Genomic DNA, 22487 nt, shown 5'->3' with positions numbered 1-22487 from the left:
GTTACTTGGGTCGGACCGAAGACGGGGAGATCGGTGTGGTTGGCGAGAACCTGGGCCGGCTCGATCCGGTCCAGCGACGAAGACAAGGCGCCACGTTCCCTGGCGCCCGAGAAACACCGCTGCGAGATGATGTAAGTGTTCCCTGGTGCAGCCTCACGCATCCGCGCCAGACTTGGACGCCGCTGCAGCCATTTAGCAGCCTCCTTGGCGTCACCGAAGAGCGTCTTTCCCTTCACGTTCCACACCGAGGTGGCGTTTGCCAGGTTGTGCCCGGCAAGGACGTAAACTTTCGCGTTTCGACGCAGGTCAGCCCATGGCGGGCGCTTCTTACTCACGTATCCGGTCTTGGACGATGGGTCCACGTGATAGGACTGCACCACCGAACTCAGCCGGGGGTAGAGCTCCGCACGTGAGCGATCCCATTCGGGGTCGTCGTGGCTGGAGCGGCCGACTGACTCTCCGTTCGGGCCGACGATGGGGCGCGTGATCAGGTCACGGTCCAGTACCCAGTACTCGTTACCGTCCCTGTCCTTCAGCAACTGGCCTGCCTCGTCCGGGCCCTCACCCGGCAGAGGAACCAGCCCCGGAGGATTGACCATCCAGCGCCCCAGCGGCCACCTCTTGGGGTCCACGTCGACCCGCACCAGATACGGCTGGGCATCCCCCGGACCCTGGAAGATCCCCATATGACCGATCGGGGAAAAGACCTTCACGCGCAGCCTGTGCGCCACCACCCGAGGCAGGCGGGCTTCCCGGTCAGCAGCCATCGGTATCGCCAGGAGCACCGAACTACCTGGTCGGCGGTACCGGTCGTAACGCAACAGTTCAGCCTGAACATCGGGACTCACCTCGTACATGTGCCCGCCCGCGCGCACCATGACGGTCCCAGGCTCCGCCCCGACCGACGCCATCAGCACATACACGTCCTCAGGCCACAGCGCCGCCTCCTCAGACCCCGGCACTAGTTCACCGCCCTGGCCACCGGGCCTGGCTACCGCGACCCTCCGCATGTCCAGACCGCCCGCCGGTACCTGATCCGTCCAGTCCCGCCCCTGCACCCGACCCGCAGCATCCACGATCAGAGAGCTGGGCGACAACGCCCCCAAAGCCTGCAGGTAGAACGCCTCAAGAGCCACCACACTGCGCGCCCGGCCCTCAGCCTCAGCATCAAGAACCAGATCCAGCAACCGCTGACGCTGCCCCGCATGCACCACCTCTGGCCCGTCCAGACGCAGCACACGCCGCACTACCTCATCCAGGTCGACCTGCGTCCGCACCCCCCGACGCCGATCCCCGAGATCAACCCCCGCAAGCGCCCGCAGCAGCGATGCCTCAACCCACCGCGCCGGAGCTGGCACCGCAGTCCCCGCCCCATGAGCATTGATCATCCACGGGTTGGGATACCGGACCGCCGGATCAAGAGCGCTGCCCTGCGTGTCCACCACTGCCACCACCGGCGCTGGAGCACCCGGATCGGCCACCTCCCACACCGTGGCCTGCCCACGCCCATCCTCCAGCAGATGAACATCGGCAACCCCCGCCCCCTCACGAAGATCCACCGCCACCCGGCCGGTCGGGTAATACACCGGCAGACCCAGACCCTCCGCAAGCCGCCACGACCGCTCACGAGCCGCCTCAACGCCACCCGCCCCCTCGTCAGGAGCACAAGCCAGCAACGTCAGACTCGTAACACCACGCCCCGCCAGCCCACCCAGCGCCCGCGCCACACCAGCGCCGTCATCCTCCAACGCCACACCACCCGGCCCATACACCGCCAAAGGACCGGCCCCACCGTGCATGGCCGCGTAGAACGTCCCCCCCGCGCTACCCCCACCCGGCAAACGCCCACGCGCCGCAATCAACGCCCCTGACAGATCCCGCCGCCACGACACAAAACCCGTCGCCCCACCCAACCGCGCATACGCAGCCCGACGCGCCTCCCAGCCGGCCCCGCCAAACGAAGCCCAACCAATCCGCCCCCCATCACCACCAACAATCGCGAACCCACCCCCGTCAATGACGTGGCCCCCCCTGGTCAGCACGGCATGGAGTGAGGGGGCGCCCGCCAGATCCACGTCCTCGTGCGCACCGACGGCGGGACCAGCAGCCGTGGCCGGCACCGACTGAGGTGCAGGGGTGACGGGGTGGGGCACCAGCGGAACGGAAGGCAGCGGGTTGGTGACGAACTCCAACAACGTCGGCCTGCGGCCGCCCCGAGCCACTGTCTCAGCCACTGCCTCTGCTTCCCGGAGCAAGGCCTCGAACTGATGAGCCATGCTCCTGCCCGCCAGATAGGGCCTTTCCTGCACGTAGTGGTCGAGCACGACTTCGAGAGCCGGTTGCATCAACAGCCCACGGTCGAGCAGCAGCCCCACAGGCCGACTGGTGGTCCGCAGCACTTCCAGGAATGCCGCTCCGCGGGAAAGCGCCCGCGTCTGCGGGTCGCTGATGCTGCCCAGCGAACCCAGATCCGGCCGGTTGAGTATGCGCCGCATGGCAACCACCCAGCGCATCAGCCGACGCTGCAGCACCGACATCCCCGACTCCAGCGGACCAACCACATCACCCGTATCCGCAACATGAGCCAGTGCGACCTGGTCCAGCCCGGTGTCCCGCGCCAGCTGGTCCAAGTCACTTCTACTCGGATACGGCCATGCAGACCGCCACTCCGAAGGCCGCCCGTCAGGGAACGAGCGGAGCTCCAGCCGAGCGCCGAACAACCTGCTGATGAAGGCGACAGTTGCCGTTCCGCCCACCGTCCGATGGCCGGTCGAGTCGGAGATCACCTGGCCCACGCTGCCGTCGATCAACTGCCATTCATCTGCGGTGCCGCTCATTGAGTGGCACACATTGAGCAGCAGAGGCCTGTCGGACGGCCGACGGCTCAAAGCGGCGACAATCGGATTCCTGTGGCGCGTCATGAAGTGCCGGAGCTGGGCAGCCGTAAGAACAAGGGTCCTTCCGGCCTTGGTCTGCAGCAAGGCCGTTCCCGGCCCTCCGTGGAAGCTCAGCACGGCACCGATCTCAAAAGGAAGCGGATAGTTGAGACCGGTGGACTCTTCTTTGTACTCCCTGAATTCTTCATAACCCAGCTTGGGGAAGTGCAACTGCTCCGTCCGCATCTCAACCGCCGAGATTGCGTCAAAACCAATTACTTCAGTCCCACTTGAGTCCTTCAACCACCTCATGTGCACTTCGTGGTGGCGGACCTCTATCACCTGGTCGCCGTCCATGGCCGGGAATGTTGTGTTCTCGTGGATCGGGTACGACTCCGCGCCGCGACTGGGCAACCAGTCCACCCGAGGAACACGAGGCATGTTGGCAGTGGCGACAACCGAATGGGGTGATCTCCGAGCGATGTCAACAGCACCATCGGGCGACCAGACGATCCGAGGACTCGCCGTTCCCGGTGTCGCTGTCCCGGAACTCGCCCGGCCATCCAGCCTCAAAGCCAGCAGCCTGGCCGCATCAAGCAGATACCGCGACTTGCTCCCGTCAACGACAAGCACAACGTCCACGCCCGACGGCAGAGCCGGATCATGCTCCACCAGCTCAGCCATCACCTCGCCATCGACCGAAAAGCCCATCACCGTGGAAGCCGGAGCCAGCACAAAGAAGGAATTAGCCGCCCACTTGGCGCCGGCGGTCGCCGCGACATCAAGACGATGGAAGGTCCCATACGCGAATGCGGCCACAAGAGTGGTGTCAATCACGCCGTATTCGGCGCCACTCCAGTTACGGCCGGGCACCAGACCGCTCGGCGTCTCGATCCTGTCCGGGAAGCGCGCCGGATCATAAGCACCCAGGTGCTGCAGATGGCGCGCCTCCAGCGCCGCCACACTGCCCGCACGCCCTTCATCCGCCGCATCGTTGACCAACTCCAGCAGCTCGCCGACGTGTCCCTTCTCCACCACCATCGACGAACTGTCCGAATGAAGCACCACCCGCCGCGCCAACGCCGACAGGGCAAGAGGGCCTCCGGCCCAGTCCTCATGCCCCGCACGCACCCGCTCGAGCCGCTGCACAGCGACGACGTACTTGTCGAACAGAGCGGAACTCAGCACACCCCGACCGAAATGAGCTACGAGCAGGGAGGCCGCCAGAGACGATGCCGCATCAAGCCCACGAGACCCCATTTGGCCAGACGCCAAGTGTCCTTCGAGCGCGTGAGCCGGATGCCCAGTGCTGCTCGTCCTAAGAGGAGACACCGGCGTGGCCCGAACCTCTTCGGGCCTCGAAGCAAGGGTGGGCGATGCCGCTGCAGCATCACTGGTGTCGCCCCGGTTCAGCGTGCTGTTTGGGAGGGCGGCGAGGTGTCGACCATCGGGGTTATGGACCAGGGCTATCGTCAGAGCGTCCGCGGCGGCGTCAGGGGCGTCATCGTTGTTGTCGAAGCCGCCGAGGAACTCAGCTCTGTCCCTTGAGTCCACGAGGGCGATGCGGACACCTAGTTCGCGGGTTGCCACGGCGGCAAGGACGCGGACCGTCAAGTCGGCGACGGCCTCCCCGCCGCCTCCGTACGACGGGTCACGCACCAGCAGCCGGAATTGTTCCACCGGTCCAAGACTGGCATCGGACACGGGCAGCGCGCCGCCCATGAGGTCGGCCTGAGCCCGCTGCCCGCTGGTGATTTGCACGCCGGCACTCAGCAGCAGGCTTACTGCGATATCTCGCCCGCCGTCCAGTGACGGAATTGCTCCATTGGGTATGTCGGTGTCCCTGACACGCTGCGTCAACCAGATGAGAAGGGCGTCGGCCGTGTCGGCGCCGGTTGTCCGGAGTGCATCAAGAGAAGCATGGTTCAGGGCGAGCAGCAGTGCGCCCGCGAGCGGGTCGTCCGAGGGGGGCGACTCGTGCAGGACCAGGGCGGTGCCGTCAAGTTCGGCTGTGTGCAACCCAGTGCGGCGGTAGCTGCCACGCCGCGGCGGATCGGAAACGGCCCGCTCCGCGGTTGGCTCGGGCAATGGGGGATTCTCGGCGAGAGAGATTGGGGCCTGGGGAGTCTCGCTTGCGGACCGAAGTTGGGGCTGCCGGGACGTTGTCGTGCCGACCGCGCCAGACGTCGGGGTTTCATATTTCTGGTTCGCGCTTCCCGTGGTGAGCCAGTCCAGACCGATCCACAGGGCTTGGGCGTTCGGGTCGGCAGCGGCTCCGTCCTCACTGGCAGTGGTGGAGCCGAGACCGAAGCCACGAATGTGGTTGATCACCGCCTTGGCCAAAACGAGTGGGCCGGTCAGCCACGCGGCGGCGCCCACTAGTTCCTCTCCGTTCAGCCCGAGAGCCTCTTCCGGGATCGTGTCGATGACCCTGTCGGTGAACCTGGACCCGGGGGGAACGGCGATGAAATTGTTGCCGTACTCGGCCCTTTTCCACAGGAAGGCGACGACTTCCAGAATCGTGACGTCACTGGTCGGCTTACCCAGCTGGGAGGCGGCCCGTTCAGCTACGTTCTGGAAGACCACTTCGTCTCGCATGATCGGAGCGAGAACGGGAAGGTCATCCTTCCCCATCACCAGCGGCCTGCGAGGCAGAACCACCCTGCCGGGGGCGATGTCGACATCAGCGTAAACGCCACCGTGACGCGCCAGGATGGCGTAGCGGGCCAAGTCGGAGACCATGGGGGCGGCACGCGGGATGGTGCGGGCCTTGGCGTAAAGGGTACGAAGCTTCGCCGAGGCTTCCTCAACCGGTGAAGCGACGATCCGTGTGCCGAACCACCAGCCCGCACGGGTCTGCGGCTGGGCCAGCGGCAGCACGGTGGTGATCTCCCGGAAGGTGACGCCCGCCCGCTCCAACTGGGATCTGGTCGCCGGATCCCACACACTGACCGGCCCACCGGAGGGACCCTTTGCGGTGTCCGTCCACATCTCGACCCGCCATCCCGAGGATGCGGCACGGTGCGCCCAGGCGAGGACGTTGGCCACTGCCGCCTCACTCATCGGACGACCGACCCAGACGAAATGAATCATCTTGGGGATCTGCCGCAGTGCGGCGGGGACCTGCTGTCCCATTCCCGGCTCGGAGTACTGGGCACTCACGTTCCTGACGAGCGAGCCGGCCAGTGTGTACAACTCTGCCGCTTGGGCATGACCGGCCTGTCCCGTGAGTCGCTCGGCTCGCCCGCCGAGGCGTTCCACGAGGATTCTGGCCGCGCTGAACTGCCCCGTATTCATGCGGGACAGGACTTCCGCGAGCACATCCTGGGTCTCTGCCTCGGTCAGCGGGCCGTCCTGGCCCGCCAGTTCATGAGCCGGGACCGCGCCGGCCCTGGCACCTGGCAGCACTCCGCCAGCGATGTTGAGGTAGGCGCCATCGGGATAGGACGGCATCCCCTTCCAGGAAGAATCCGTGTGCGCAGCCGGCACCGTGATGCCCTCGAGGCCTTGCACATCCGGCGAGAGCCGCGAGCTCACGGTGGCTCTCGCCGGCCGGACAACCACCCACGAGGTCGGCCCCCCGGCCACGTCCTCCAGCAGATGGATGGCCGCCGTGCCACCGTCCTCGGGAGTAATCGCGACCTGGCGTTCGGGCAGGTACACGTCCAGGCCCGAACGGTCGGCGATGGTGCGTGCCGCGCGCTGCCTGGTGGTGCCGTCCGTGTCCGGCGCACAAGCGACCAAAGTGACACTGGCGAAGCCGGACGCGGCCACATCGGCAAGTAGCTGAGCCACCCGCTTGCCATCATCGCTCAGCCTGCCACCGTCATCACCAGCAAGGGAGAAACCACCGTCTTGCGCCCCGTGGGTCGCAAAGAAGAACGTGCCAGTGGCGCCGGACACAGGCAGCGGCCGCATCACGGCGCGGTGCCCACCGTCCGAGTCCTGACTCCACTGCACGTACTCGGCCAGGTTCAGCACATCGGAATACGTCTGCTCGCGTCGCCTCCAATCCTCTGGCGAGAACGACGCCAAACCAATACGCCTGCCGTTCGCACGGATCTCCTGGACCACCAGCCCGGGGCCTGAACCATCCGAGATGCGCGGGCGCACCGGGAATACCACAGACGACACAGCATTCCAGAACTCCCTCCCAGGCCGCGCGAAAGAACGCTCCGGCAACGCAAGGTTCTGCTGGAAGGACGTCTTCTCCTTGAGCAGTATGTACTCGTACTCGTCAGGAGCCCGCGTTTCGCGCCTAAGGCCTTCGATGCTGACGAGACGTTCGGTGACCTCGAATTCAACCTGTTCCGGGTATATTACCGTGGCGGTTCCGCGACTTCCAGGGTCGCGGACGAACGGGCTGGTGTCGCGCCCCGAGGATTCCCGGACCGTGAACAATACAGGGCGACCGTTCAAACTCGGGTCGCTCCTCAGCTTTTCCAGCTCGTTCAGCGCGTGCTGCCGAGTAGGCCAGGCGGCGTGGAACCTGGGAACGATCAGCCTATCCATATTACCGGACTGCCGGTCTTCGCCGGGCAGGATACCCACCCACCACACCTGAGCCTTCAGTGGTGGCAGCATTTCGAGGGACTCGGCGGCGACTGCAGTGTGCTGCCTCATGGCAGGGTGCAGCCGTTCGATGACTTGGGGAATGCGTGCCTGCAGTCGCGGCAGGAAATCAGCCCGCTGCGCGTGACTCCGGATCGCCGACGCCGCCAGCTGTTCGAAGATCGCGTCACCCATCAGCAGGAAGGGGAAATCTGGCTTAGGGCTCAGCAATTCCTTCCTGACTATCTCCTGAACACGCTGTGTCAGTTCGTCCTTCGGCTGCGCCCCCAGTAGACCGGCGTCCGACCCGCCCAGCAGATACAGCGCGGCAATGTGCGCCTGGTTCAGGCCTATGAGCGGGGAGCGGCCGTGGTGGCGCCACCATCCCGTCATGGCCCAGTCCCTCGGCGAGCCCGGGACCTGATGGGCGTTGCCTGCCATGGCGCCGCTTTGGCGTATGAAGTGCTCGGATTGGCGCAGGGACCGCTCGAACCGCGCAATGACCCTGCTCTTCGCAGAGAACAGGTCTGTGTGCGTGGCGTAGAAGAGCAAGTGAGGGGGTGTCAGCGTCTGCTCGTGGGCCGTCATGCGGTCTCGGGGCAGGAGGACGCGGTCGGCCCAGTGGTAGAGGTGGGCGGCGTCACCGAGGAGCATCAGGCGTTCCTCGGTGTCCCCCAGGCCCAGTGTGTGCGAGGCGTCCAGGATCTCGTAGAGGGAGTGGCGGCGTGGCTGATCCGCCGCGGGCTGCCCGCCCGTCAACTCCTCGACGCGCAGCAATTGCCCGTCCGGGGAAAGGGTCAGGAGTGTGTCACCGTGGCGCCGGTATACGAGCTTGACCGTACCATTTGTGTCGACTTCCTCGACTCGCTCAATATATTCCGGGCGGATACCTTTCCAGAATAGTACCTCTTGCTCCTTGATGCGGGCGGCGGTACCCAAAGACGCCATCAAGTCAATTCCGCCTGGAGCATTTATAACGTAACGATAAGCAGAATCGCCTTCCTCACGAACCCACGTGGGTACGTAATCACCCATTCCGCGTGTAGTGCTGACGAATGCTGTCCGGCCGAAATACGCCTGGTAGTACCGCAGGCTTCTGGGTGCCCGGTTGTTCCAGGGTCGGAATCCCTCAACTAGGACGACCTTCGGAGGCCTCGTATCAAATCGATAGAGTGGCTCGTTATCCGTCCGGTAGACCGGCACCCGGGAGTAGTGCGCACCACGCCAGTCATGCCGCATGAGTGGTATCTGTTTCAGGTCGACGCCGTACCGGCTCTTCCCAAATCCGGCAACAGCCGACTGCGGCTTCTTTATGACGAGACGTGGATTTTCCACCATGGCAGCCTGAAATTCATAGGGCTGCACTTCCCCGACATCGGAATCATCGTCCTCCATATCGAAGTCAACCGATTCGGCGTCGGAGTATTCTGGTTGAACTTCGTGTTCATCCTGGACAGGATAATTTCCCGCCGGTTCGGTATCCGGGTCCACGCCAGGCAGCAACCAGCCCAGCAGCGCGTCGCGGAAGGCCATTGCATCGGACCGGCGTACACCCGGCAATCCTTGGAAGGTTTCCAGCATTCTCCGCGCGAGATCGGCGGTGCCGTGGGCGACCGGGAATCCGCGGTCGATGTGGATGTGGCGGTACCAGTTCCCGTTCCTGTCCAGCGGGGGGAGCTTGGCGTACAGCCCGTGAAGACCGGCGGCCCGGCTGAACGCAGACATCAGCTCCGGCAGACCGACGCCGGCAGCCGGGTCGAGCAGCCTTCTCATCTCAGCGCTGTGGAACGGGGAGCCGGAGACGGTTGAGTCGAAGAACTCCTTGCGGGCTGCGCGGGCGCTGCCGAGCCGGGAGCTCAGCTGTCCGTAAAGGGCCGCTACCGCAGCGCGGGCCACGGCCAGCACACGCGGGTCTACCGCCAGGGCGTAGCCCAGCGCGCGCTCGTATGCGCCGCTCAGCTGCGGCCATCGCCTGTCCGTGTATATGTGGGCGAAGTCGTCGGCGTGGGGCGAGAGGTCGCGCAGGCCGTGACTCTTGCGCTCGCCCGCGTTGCGCGAAATGGACTCCTGCGAGGCCCGTTCGGGGCCTGATGTGCCTGGTACTGGTCCGGTGGTCAATTCCTCCACGACTACGTGGGCGTAGAGCGAGCCCACCGCGGGGTCGAGTTCCAACCGGCGCTCCACCACACGGAACTCGGGCGGCTGCGGATACATCGCCTGCCGCCGAATGGGGGAGCGGTCGAAGGGAGCGATATCTCGGGCTGTGGATCGGCGCACCTCCCACAGGGCAAGAGTCTCGTCCTGTCGCATGGTGCTCCTGCCCGCGTTCAGAGCTGCGGTGCGTGAGGTCGACATCATGACGGAGCCCGGCGCCTTGAACGTGCTGCCCGGATTGATGTTGCCGGCCGTCACGTCTGCTTCCCGGCCCGCAAACCATACGGCCCCATTCACCGGCGGCAGCAGCTCCAGCGCTTCCTTTGCCATCTGACGGTGCATCCCCAGCTCGCCGAGTAGGCCGGGAGCCAGCTCGGCCGCTCGCTTCTCCGCCTGACGTCGGAGCGTGTGCAGCCAATCGGCCTGGTCGGGAGAGGTCGGAGGAATCGCCGCGGCCTGCTGAACAAGCACACGGAACCGCTGGTCACGCAGGAGCAGTAGCGGAAGGTGCGCGGACTCGGAGCCTTGGGCGAAAGCCCAGTGGACCATCTCGCGCGCCGCGCGCCGCAGCTGCTCGCGCCCATCGGGGTCCTCACTGAACTGCGAGGCGAGCAGCTCGGAGTCAGGGCCAGTGGCAAGATAGAGGGCGTGGACGTGCGCGGCCGAGATGTGGTCCAGCAGCCCTGGGCTGGTGTGACGGAGCCGCCAATCGCGCAATGCTGTGAGCCGCTCTCGGACCGCGGCGCCAGTGGGCCACGGAAGCATTGCCATGTCGCTGTCGGTCAGGTCCCTGTCCCGGAGTCCGGCGAGCATGGCGATGAAGGCGGGTTCCGCGACGTTTCCGGTGATCCACGGCCCGAGCCAGACACTGTGCTGCTGGTACAGCCGCTGGTGGGGCAGGCGCAGCTGTTCGCTCAGACTGCTGCGATCTCCGATCGCCTTCCGCAGCGTACGGTCGGTTTGGAGGCGCTCACGCGCGCCGAAGGCTGCATCGGCCCATACATACAGCCGGGCCGCCTCCACATCCGACAGGGTCGGATCCTCCTCGTCCCGTACGCCAGCGCGCTGGGCCGCCTCCATCACCTCGGTCAGCGTGTGCCGGCCAGTTTGTAGCTGATGCGCGATCAGCGCGACGCGCAGAGACAGCAGTTGCGCCGGGGATACATCCGGAACGTGGCGGAAGACACTGAGCAGCCACTGCACCTCGCCAGCGTGTCCCTGCCCGGTGCGCAGGCCGCGCCGGGCACGGTCGAAGACTTCGCCTGCTTCGTAAGGGGTGGTGACGGGGGGCGCCGTGGGTACCCGTCCAGCGTTCAACTCAGGACGCTGAATCCACAGTCGGCGCAGGCTGGTAGCGCTGTTGGTGTAGGCGGCGAAGGTGAGCCGACTCATCAGGAGGCTCAGGCTCGTTGCGGACGAGGCGTTCAGCAGGAGGTCGGTCTCTGCGCGGGTGTCGGCGTCCGCCGGCAGTTCGGGGAAGAAGGCCTGGGTCGCGGCTCGACGACCAATGTGGGCGGACAGGTAGGTGTGCAGGCTGCGGACGGCCTCACGCGCACTGCCCAGTACGGCGGGGTCGGATGCCAGCACCGTGCCGAGTGCGACCTCGTGCTCGGCACTCATTCGCCGCCACGCCGGGTCGCTGTACAGGATTCCGTACGAGAGGCCGTCCGTCGCTGCGAAGGTGGGCGGCGACGTGGGCCGGGGCAGCTGGTGCCGTTGCTCGGCGGCGGTGACGAGTTGGTATGACTCGCCAGTGCGCTCGTCGATTTCAGTGGTCCGGCCAAGGACGCTGACGACCGTGCCGGGCGGATACGTGAGCCCGGTCTGAGACGGGAACATGGAGAACATTCCGGTCTCTCGGCCAGTGGACTTGGGGATCCGTATCAGGACGGGCAGCGCGCCGGAAGGTCGTGGCGTTCTCAAAGTGCGGTCTTGTGCCTGGGCTCGTTCGAGGGACGTGATGTGGAACGAGGGCACGGTGATTGAGGTGCCTTGGGTCTGCACGTCGACGGGCTCGCCGTTGCGGGGGTCGGTCGGCCAGCCTGTGGCCTCCAGGGCGTGCTCGTCGGGGAATTTCCCGTCGATGGCCACGCGGCTGCGCAGCACGTCCTCGGTGAGCGGGGCAATGTTCCAGTACCGGCCCCAGTTGTCGTGATAGCTCAGGTCCGCAGGGTCAGGTGTTCCTCGCCGCTCCAGGAAGTCACCTACGAGCTTGCCCGCCAGCATGATCTCGTGCAGCGAGTGGTGGCCCACGGGCAGCATCGTGCCCAGCAGCGCGACCCGAACCAGCTCCAGGTCGATGTCCAGGCCCCATAGTTCGCGCATCTGCACCGCCTGCATGAGCAGCCGGTAGGCCGAGCCGGAGGTGCCGGCACGGACAAGACCACCGGTCGCCTCGGAGGAGCTTTGAAGCTCGCTGAGCATGCGGATGTCGTAGCGGTTCATGCCGGGAATCCACGGAATTCCCTGGTCCGGCATCAGGGCGCGCTCGGCGGGACTCAGCTGTGGCCGCACGTCCTCCGGCCGCAGGGATACGCGCACCATACGCTCGGCCGCGGCCAGCAGAACGGCCCGTTCCTGCGGCGGCAAGCTGCGAGCCTGCACGTGCATCTCCCGGTGGCGGGCCATCACCTCCGACGGCGCACGGTCAGCGCGCTCATCCGCGATCACCGGCGGTTCAGGGTCAGGAATGCCCAACAGATCGGAGATCAGCCATCTTCCGACGAATGTCAGACTCATCCGCTCCCGCATGTTGCCGGAGTGGACGACCGTCCACAGGCGATCCCACTCGGTGCCCACCGCACCAGGGAGGGTGGGATCGTCGGACCCCAGTTCACGCCACCGGCCCACGGCCACGGCACGGTCCCAGACCGCCTGAAGCATCCTTCCGAGCTGCTCGTTGGCGGCTTTGTGTTCACCGAGAAACCAGCCGAGCCGGGTCTCGAAGCGCTCGGCCTCCTGGAGGTAGCGGATACGTGCCCTTTGCCAGTCCGGCGCTGGGCGCGGTACCGGAGGGGCGGAGGGTGTGTCGGGTGCGAGTTCCGCCAGGGTGCCGGGTTCGTCCTTCCAGGCTGCGCGGTCGGCCGGTGGCAGCAGTTTCGCCAGGAGCCCGGGGTCGCCTTCCCAGGCTGTGTGGTCTGCTGCGGGCAGGAGTTCCAACGCCTCTGTGGCCATGTCGGCGTGCAGCCGCAGCTCCGTGTAGAGGTTGTCGGAAATGCCATCGAGAGTGCGTCGCAGTCGTGCCAGGTGAGCTGACTGGCCGCTGGGCGTGTGCCTCGAAAGCGTGGACAGTTCGTCGAACAGTCTGGCGAATCCGGGCTGACTGCGCAGAGTCAAGGGGAGGGTTGTTCCTGGGTTCTTGACCAGAGTCCAGATCTTGGAGCGCAGCAGGTAGCGGCCCGCCACGTCACCAAACTGCCCAACCCGTAGCCGTGTCGCGATGAGGTCATGATCGGAGCTAAGGACGAAGAGCGCTGTCATGTGTGCTGGCCGCAGCAGGTCCAGCGCCTCCTTGCCTCGCTCCCCGTACCGCGCCATCCAGGCGCGAGCCGCTTCGAGCCTTTCGTTCGAGCCTGCCGTCGCCGGGCGCGAGGTTGTGAGGGCGGAGACCATGTCGCGCAGATCGTCCGGGACGGTGATACCGCCGGTCAGCTCGGGCCCGTAGCGCATGAGCTTCCCGTACACCTTTACGTGCGGCGCGCGGAGAAGCCTGGCGAGGACAGCTTCGGACCAAGCGCGAACGCCCGCTGCTGGTTTGAGGTGTTCCAGGACCCAGTAGTGCAGCCCAACGGCGTCCCGTTCGGTGGCGATGCGCTCCTGCTCGCCAGCCGCTCCGGCTTCGTTCCAGTCGCGCAGGACCTCTTGGAGCGACTGCAGTTTCCTGGTGATCGCCCAGACCAGCACCGCCTTGCGGAAGGCCTGCATGTCTCCCGGATCGGTGTTCAGCGCCTTGTAGCTCTCCAGCATCCACAGTGTGGGGCCGTGTACTCCGCCGACCTTGCGGAAGCCACGGGCATCGTGGCTCAACGCGTCGCCACTGACAGCAGCAGATGGGCGCAGCCGCTGCTCGGGGTCAATCTGGCTGAGCAGGGCCGGTTTCGACATCATGAACGGGACGTCTGCGCTGACCACGGCGTTGAAATACAGTCCCATCATCTCGACCACGGTCGCGCTGGTCCCGCCGGCCAAGTAGCGCGTCAGGGGTGCCCGGTCCTCCCGACGGTAGTCGCCGACGGGGAAGAAGGCCTTCTTCGCCACATCGAAGCCGTAGCGGGAGCTCAGGAATTCCTGGAGCTGGCCGAGCGCGCGTTGTGCCGCGTGCCTCACCTCGGGTTGCTGATCCAGCACGGCGGCGACCGCGTACTCGAATTCGGCGCTCTTCCTCTGCCATTCGGGGTTGCGATACAGGCCCGTGAAGCGTGCGGAGTCCCCGCCGGTCGTGTGCCAGGACGGTTCCAGGAGCACCTTGGCCGTGCCCAAGGCATTGGCCAGCCAGGGGTCTGGATACCGCACCGCCGCGTCAACGCCACCGCTGTCCGTGTCCACCATCGCCGACATGGGCAGCGGAAAACCTGGCGGACCGACCACCTCCCAAACCGTGGCTTGCCCCCGACCGTCTTCCAGCAGATGGATACTGGCGATCCCCTCGCCCTCGGGGGCATCCACCACCACCCGGCCAGTCGGGAAGTACACCGGCAACCCCAGACCAGCAGCGATCCGCCCAGACCGCTCACGAGCCGCTTCAACGCCACCCGACTCCTCCTCGGGGCCACAGGCCAAAAGCGTCAGACTCGTGAAACCACGCCCCGCCAGCCCGTGCAGCATCCGCGCCACCCAAGAGCCATCATCCTGGAACGCATCACCATCCCTGCCATACACAGCGAAACCGCCGGCCCTGCCGTGCATGGCCGCAAAAAACGTCCGACCCCGACTGCCACCGCCCGGCAGACGCCTGTGCGCGGCAACCCGCTCCCCTGACACCTCCTGCCACGACACGTATGTCGTCGCCCCGCCCAACTGGGAGTAGGCCGGCCTGCGTGCGTCCCAATCAGCCCGGCCAAACGAAGCCCAACCAATCAGCCGCTCATCGCCATCGACGATCTTGTAGCGACCGGTGTCAGCTGAGCCAGACGAATCCAGGCCACCACTCCCCGGCAAGGAACCAGAGGTTTGCGATGCCGACTGCGGTTGGCTGGGCTCGGCAGGAGGCGCCGTCCGGAGAACCGAGCGCTGTGGATCCAGCGGACCCTGCTCACCAGCGGCCGACCAGGAAGAACCCGAAAGGCCGGAACTGACCAGCTCACCGACGTCCCCAAGCTCCCCGGCACCCTCGATCGCCTCGATGTCCCGGCCCACGCCCGCCTCAGGGGGCGAGGACGGTGGGGCCAAATCCGGACCCCTCTGAAGCCCAGCCCCAACGTCAGGCGACGACCCACCACTCTCCCAGGACGCCGCGCCCCCGCGAGGGAGGTTGACGGGCTGGAAGTGCGGACGGTACGGGCTGGTCTCGTCCAGGGCGGGTGTCGGGTTGCCGGCATCACGGACGAGTCCAATACGCTCCCCATCCGGGCCGGGAACCAACTCGGCATCGGGGTAGCTGTACACCTGCTGGCCGGTGGTATTCGCGACGCTCTGCGCCAGATCGTTGATCGCGGCGGCGCCAATACCCCAGGCCACCAGGACGATCGGCTCGGCGAGACGCGAGGGGTTCGGGTCCCGGTCGTTCTCCGTTGCCAGTGCTTCGGCCATCTCGTCGAAGGGCACGTAAATGCGCTGCCCGCCGAGCACGACGTGCAGGTAGCTGCCGGCCCCTTCCACCAGCACAACCTGCGCATCCCCTTCCCACGGGACGGAAGCGGTGGCAGCGAAAGTCAGGTGGCCTGACCGCGACCGGTCCAGGACCGCCAACCGGGTCAGGTCCAGTGCCGGCACCGGCTGATCCAGCAGATTGCGCACGACCCCGCCCGGGCCGCGCACGACGGTGCCGGGGTCCAGCATGCCCCGCAAGACCAGGTCATGAGCCGCCCACGCGGCAGGACTGGAATCACTACGGCCCGCAGCGATCGCCTGCGCCACCCGCACCTGCAAGAACCACCCGTCGTCCCTACTGACCGGCTGACCGTGATCCACGTGCAGGACCTTGCGCACCAGATGACCCGGGGCAGCACCCCAACCAGTAGCCGAGAACGCCCGCACCAGCGACCAGAACGCCACCGACCGCTCCGCCACACCCACCGCAGCCGTACCACCCAGATCCAGCACCGCACGCGTCAGGCCCTGCGCGGACCGCGCCCACTCCGGGGCGAGGCCAGCCACCGCAGGCAGCGGAAGATGGTCGGTCAGGACCCCACGCCCGGTCGCAGCCCACCGCACCGCCGCCTCAAGCAGCCCCAGGTAGTCGCCCTCCTCCAGCCTCACGGGCACATCCCCCGTGGTCTGGCGCAGCCACTCACGCGTCACATGCTCGAAGAACTCCATGCTGAACGGCCCACTGCCGGCGAACACCGGATCACTTCGGCGCAGCAGATCCAGCACACCGATTGCCCGCACCCGCCACCCGACACCCTCCGCCCCAGGCTCGAACACCCGCCGCAGCGCCCGCACCAGACGCAACGCATCCACCCGCACCGCATCCGGAACCTCCCCACCACCCACATGCAGGCCAAAACCACGCGCAAGACCATCCAGCACATCCCCGACCGGCTCCGGCCAGAACTCCACCCACCTCCCGAACTCACCCCGAGAACCGACAGGCAAGACAAAGGAATCGTCCAGGAATCCCGTCGAGTGGGTCGGGCCGAACACCCGCACATCAGCGTGGTTGGCGAAGACCTGCGCCGGCTCGATCCGGTCCAGCGAAGACGAGAAGACATCCCGCCCCCGGGAACCCGAGTGACACTGCACCGAAATGACATACACAGGCCCAGACGCCTCACTACGCATCCGCGCCAGACTCGGACGCCGCTGCAGCCACCGGCCGACATCATCAGCAGTTGCGCGCAGATTCCTGATCCCGCTGCCAGTCTGCGCCGGGAGCGGCAAGGTGCCGTCTGGCAGGCCGTGTCCGAGGATGGTGTAGACCTTTGCCTGACGAGGCAGATACTTCTTGCTCCACGGGGTGTCCTCCACACCCACGACCGGGACAGTGGGGCCGGCGACATCCGTGTGGTAGAACCGCACCGCCGAGCGCAAATACCGGTAGAACGACTCCCGGCCATCGGCATACTCGGCAGCGGAGTGAACAGCCCGGCCGCCAGACTCACCGGTATCAGGGTCGACGATGGTGTGCGTCACCAGATCGCGGTCCAGCACCCAATACGACGCGCCGTCCGCGTCCTTCAGATTCTGACCCGCCTCATCCGGGCCCTCACCAGACCGCGCCACCAACCCGGCAGGACTGACCACCCAATGCCCCACCGGGACCTTCCCCGGATCCCGGTCAATCCGCACCAGATGCGGCCTGGCATCCGCTGGCCCCGCATAGGTTCCGACCGCACCCTCGCTGGAATTGACAGCCACCTCCAGCACTCTCACCACCGCCCGGGGCAAGTCCGTGCCCGTCTTCGACATGGCCAGAAGAACCGGAGCACCCTGCCGGTAATACCGGTCCAGCAACAACAGCTCGCCGAGCGTCTCCCCGGAAATTGTGTGCGAGCGCCCGCCCGCACGCACCACGACGGTCCTCGGTTCCGCCCCATGAGGTGCCATCACGACGTACACATTCTCAGGCCACGGCGCCGCCGTAGCCGACCCGTCCGCCTGCTTCAAACCGCCCCGGCCATCCGGAACGAGGAGCGAAACCTTCCGTAGATCCAAACCATGCGCCGGCGACTGACCGGTCCAGTCCCGGCCCTGAACCTCCCCCGCGGCATCCATGATCAACGAGCTACTGGACAACGCCCCCAAGGAACTCAGATAGAACGCCTCAAGAGCCGCCACACTGTGCGCCCGACCCGCAGCCCGAGCATCCGAAACCACATCCAACAGCTGCCCGCTGCCGTGCCGCTGGGGGACAGAAGGCGCAACACCCTCGGGCCCGTCCACGGACACGACCGGGCCGGAGACCCCGTCCGTTCCGGAACTCTTCGCTTTCGGACGGGATTCAGCCTCATCAGGCCGTGTCGGTGCGGATTCCGCAGCGGTGATGTGGCTGTGGAGCAGGCGCAGATAACGGTCGCGCATCCCACCCTGTGCCAGCCCCTCGGGGGCCGGGAGGTGGTAGTTGCCCATCAGGCTGCCATCGACCGCCGGACGGTGCCCTGCTGTCTCATCCTGGTACTCGTCACGCAGCCCGAGCTGGTGGCCGATCTCATGTGCCAGATCCTGCCCGGTAGCGTCCACCGACCAGGTGCGCTGGGTGGTTTGGGCTTCAGGACCGCCGACGTTGACCGTCAAGTGTGCGTGCGCCGAGGGATCACCGACCCGTTCCAGGCTCACATGCAACACGTCGTTGCCGGGCAGCCGGTGGCCCGGGGCGTTGAACACCGCGTCGACGCCGGACAGCGTCCGGTCCCACAGCTCGTCCAGCTGGTGCACCGTCACCGAGCCGGTGGCAACGAGACGCACCCGCACGGTCAAATCGGTGACACTTTCCCCGTCCAGCTGGAACTGACGGACATCGAAGGCGGAGTGCACCTCAAAGCGGGGGGCATGCGCCCCCTCCCCCTCCGGGTGAGAGACCGGATCCACCCAGCGTCGCTCTACCCTCACCGGCGAAGCCGCATCACGCACCACTTGCCACCGCGAATCCAGGCCGAGAGCGACCGCCGCGGTGCCCGCCGGGACCTGCGCGGACACAACATGGCCGCCGCCCCCCTGCACCCCGGCATGCGGCGGAGCCGGCGGCGAGAGGGCGTCGCTGATGTCGGCCTTCTCCACCACCGCTGGCATCACCGCGGCCGTCGTCTCTCTCCGCAGGCCCTCGCCCCAATGGGGAACGAGAAGGTCGCTGATGTACCTCCGCATCTGATCGCGGCGCCAGCCGAGGTCCCGCGAGTCCTTCTGCCAACGCCGCTTCGTGTTTGCCTCGGCCTCCTCGGCCTCCACCCTGTCCTGGTTTTCCAGGAACGACTTCACGATCGCAGCGGTGTCCTCGTGATCATTGGCGATCTTGACACCCTGCGCCGCCAGATGCGCCGCCCCCGAGACGAGGCCGAGCTCACGCACATCGCGCTCCGCCTGCCCCTTGATCACCTCGAACGCCGACCGGAGATGGATGTTCTCCGTACCGGTGCCCAACGCCCGCAGTTTCTCCGAGGCAATCCGGGTCAGCTTTTCCAGACGCTCCTGTGCCCCGCGCAGGTACAGGTCGCGTGTGTACTTCCACTCGTGCCCAGAGGCGAACTCGATCGCACGGTGCTGGAAGCGGGCCAGGGTCGTGTCGTCCAGATTCTCAAAGTTCGTGTGGACCTCCTGGCTCAGGAACTCCCAGCCCTGGTCCCCACGCCACAGGACGTTCGTGATCTCGGGAATCGCCTGCAGACGGAGACTCTGGTACTCCGCATCGCCGAACCAGTCCGTCGGCCGCCGGTTCAGCCGGAAGGTCTGAGCGGCGTTCCAGTGGCTGTTCGGCGACTGGTAATGCCACGCCGTGAAAGCCCCACCACCTGGTTCCGGAGTCACCGCCAGCGCACACCCGTTCATCGCCCCGGTGAACACGAAGTCGGGGTTGAATGCGCCGCCCCGCCGGATCGGAATGGTGCGGTGCCCGACGTCCTTGACCGGGTCGGCCGTGCCACCGGTCTTGTAGGGCACGTAGTGGGCCGCGATGTACTCCCCGTCACCGCGGACGGCGGGTACCGCCCGGTCGCCCATGATGCCCCGCAGTTCAGCGTCGTCACCGTACGCCTGGCGATATTTCTCCACGGCGGGAGTCAGCAGGTAGACGCCGTGCTCCCCGCCGGCCGCGGCAGGGCTCCTGATCAGGGTGAACCAGTGCCGATCCTGCTTGTCCGCCCACCTCAGGAAGGCCTCATAGTCGATGTCGAGGTCGGGGGTGCGGATCTTCATCCCCACGTTCATCCGCAGCAACACCTGGTTGCCGCGAAGGAATTCCTTGGGTGCGGCCATGAAGTCGCCGACGGCACGTCGGCGGTGCGGAGCGGAGTGCACCGGGCCGGCGCCGGACCGGGGCGCCCGCGGGGACGCGGTGCGCCGACTGGACGGACCAGCGGTGCGGGGCGCGTCCGCAGGCTTGCCGCCGTCGTCGTTGCCGGTTTCGTTCTGCGCGGCAGTGGCGCCCTGAGGCCTGCTGACGGTCCGTGCCGGCCCCACCATGGTGTGAGCCCCGGACTCTGCGTCGGCCACGATGCGGTCGGCCACGATGGCCTCGTCAGCCGTGGAGGATGCCAGAAGGCTGCTGTCAAACATGGACGAGGCCGCCCAGGCCTCGGTCGCGTCGTCCAAGCCCGGCGTGCTGTCCGGCAGGGCGGCGAGATCGCGGCCGTCGCCGTCACGGACCAGAACCGAGGACCGGGGGTCCGGGGCACCCGAAGAACCAGCGGAGAACGTCATTACCACGTCACCATCGGCATCGACGGCCTGGGGCGCCGTGGCCTGGGACGCCGTGGCCTGGGACGCCGTGGCCTGGGACGCCGTGGCCTGGGGCGCCGTGGCCTGGGGTGTCTGGGATGCCGTGGCCTGAAGAGTCGCGGGCTGAGGGGTTGCGGGCTGAGGGGTTGCGGCGGGCGAGCGGGTGACGAACTCCGTCACCGTGGGGGCCAGGCCGGCCCGGGCGACCGTTTCCGCTTCCCTGACCATGGCCTCGAGCTGGTCGGCCTGGCTCATGCCTGCCAGTTGCGACCGGTGCTGGACGTAGACCTGAAGCATGAGCGTTAGTTCCGCCTCGGTCACCAGCCCCGCGGGCGAGCCGTACTGCGGATCCCGCAGGCGGAAGTGCTCCAGTGCCGCCGCTCCATGAAGAAGGGGCAGCGTGTGCGGGGAACTCGCAGCCCCCAACGAGCCCAGGTCCGGCCGGTTAAGCCCCCGCCGCAGGGCGGACACCCAGCGCAATAGCCGCCGCTGCACCATCGGCCTGCCCTCTTCCAGCGGACCGACCACGTCACCCGGCCGTTCCACGTGGGCCCCAGCAATCTGGTCCAGCCTCGTGTCCTGCACTAGTCGGCCGAGGTCCCCCTCGCTGGGATAGGGCCAGGTGACCACGAACTGGGAAGAACTGCCGTCAGGGAACTTATGAAGAAGCATCCGGGCCGTCTGGGGGTCCCCGTCGTATCCAATCTTCTCCGTTCCACCGAATCCCGCACGGTAACCGATGGCATCGGTAACCGCCTGACCCATATGGAGATCGATCAGCCGCTCCATTTTCTGAGGCTCGCTCATCGCATGGCACACACATACCAGCAAAGGCTGATCAGGCCGACGCTGCAAAGCAGCAATAATCGACTTCTTGTACCGCGCCATGAAACCGGAAACCTGGGAAGGGGAAAGCTTGAAAACTTTGCCGCCCTTTGTATGGACCTCACCCTCGCCGGGATGCCCATGGAATCCCACAACGGCACCGGGCCGGTAAGGAAGCAGATAGTGCCGACCGGTGGCATGGTCCTCGTACGTCTGGACCGCCTCAATACCGTCCGGCGGATAGATCCCCTGAAGATGGAGCAGATCGACCGCCGGGATCGCATGGAAACCAATAACCTCCTTTCCGTCGGCACTCAGCATCATTTTAATATTGACGTCACTGTACTTAACACGCGTTACCTGATTACCGTCCATGGCAAGGAACGACGTGTTCTCATGAAGCGGGAACGCCTCCTCACCACGGCCGGGCACCCAGTTCAGCCAGGGAACCCCAGGCTTGTTGACAAGGGACAGCGCCGCATGAGCCGCTCCCACCTCACCAGCACCGGCGATATGCACAGGACCATCAGCGGACCAGACAACCCGCTTCGTCTCCGCCGCCAAAAACCGGGCCGCACCCATGTCCCCGGACCCGAAACCGGAGACCACCACGACAATGTCTTTGTCCGAAGGCCGGTCCGGATCATTTTTCACCAGCTCAGCGAGAGTCGCCCCACCGATTTCACCCCCGCCGATAACGAAGAACGAATCCGCCGGCCACTTCGCCGCCTTCTGCTGACCGGAAAGCACACGGTTGCCGGCGCTGTCCTCCTCGAACACCGCCGTCTGGCCGGTATTGATCACACCGAAATTAACACCCGTCCAGTTACGGCCGGCCACCGGCCCCCACGGCGTCACGATCCTGTTCGGATAAATTGACGAATCATAAGCACCCAGATCCTGGTAATGACGAGCCTCAAGCGCCGCCAAACTATGGGCACGCCCCTCCCCGGCCGCCTTCGTCACCAGATCCAGCAACGTCTCGACATCCCTCGCCTCAACGTTTACCGGCTGATCCTTGTGCAACACCACCCGCCGCGCCAAAGCCGAAAGATCCAGAGGACCACCAGCCCAGTCCTCATCCCCCGCACGCACCCGCTCCAATATCCCCACAGCAGCCACGTACTCGGCATAACGCGCAGACCGCCACACACTCGGACCGAACGCCACCACCAACGCAGCCGCCGCATCAAACCCACCCACACCCGACCGGCCAGACCCCACACCCGACCGGCCACCACCCACACCCGACCGGCCACCACCCACACCCGACCGGCCAGACCCCACACCCGACCGGCCAGACCCCACCCCACCCCGAGAACCCCTCCGCCCCACACTCGCACCCGCCGCAAAAAGCCCCACCCCGTCATTACCGGCCCCAGAAACAGAGAACGTCACGGCCTGGGGGGACGCAGAAACATCCGCCGAAGCATCCGCGTCCTGCCCAGCACTCTCACCGTCCGCGGTCGCAGCGATGTCTGTCCCGTCGCCACGCTCAGCCCCCTGCGAGAGCTTCACGGAATCGCGGTAGAACGCCTCAAGAGCCGCCAA

General features: G+C 66.3%; 1 protein-coding gene (running past both ends of the window). It reads right to left on the bottom strand.

The whole window is internal to a lonely Cys domain-containing protein gene (locus ACIQWG_RS38215; RefSeq protein ID WP_404104886.1) on the bottom strand: the coding sequence, 43347 nt in all, runs 8800 nt past the left edge and 12060 nt past the right edge, and what appears here is coding positions 12061-34547 (codon 4021, complete, through codon 11516, partial); reading right to left, the first codon wholly in view occupies positions 22485 to 22487. Both codon boundaries (start and stop) fall beyond the window edges.

Source organism: Streptomyces sp. NPDC098781 (genome assembly GCF_044759995.1).
In the GTDB taxonomy this organism is placed as follows: Bacteria; Actinomycetota; Actinomycetes; order Streptomycetales; family Streptomycetaceae; genus Streptomyces.
Note: the sequence above shows the minus strand (reverse complement) of the source record. Positions and strands in the feature narration are given on the sequence as shown.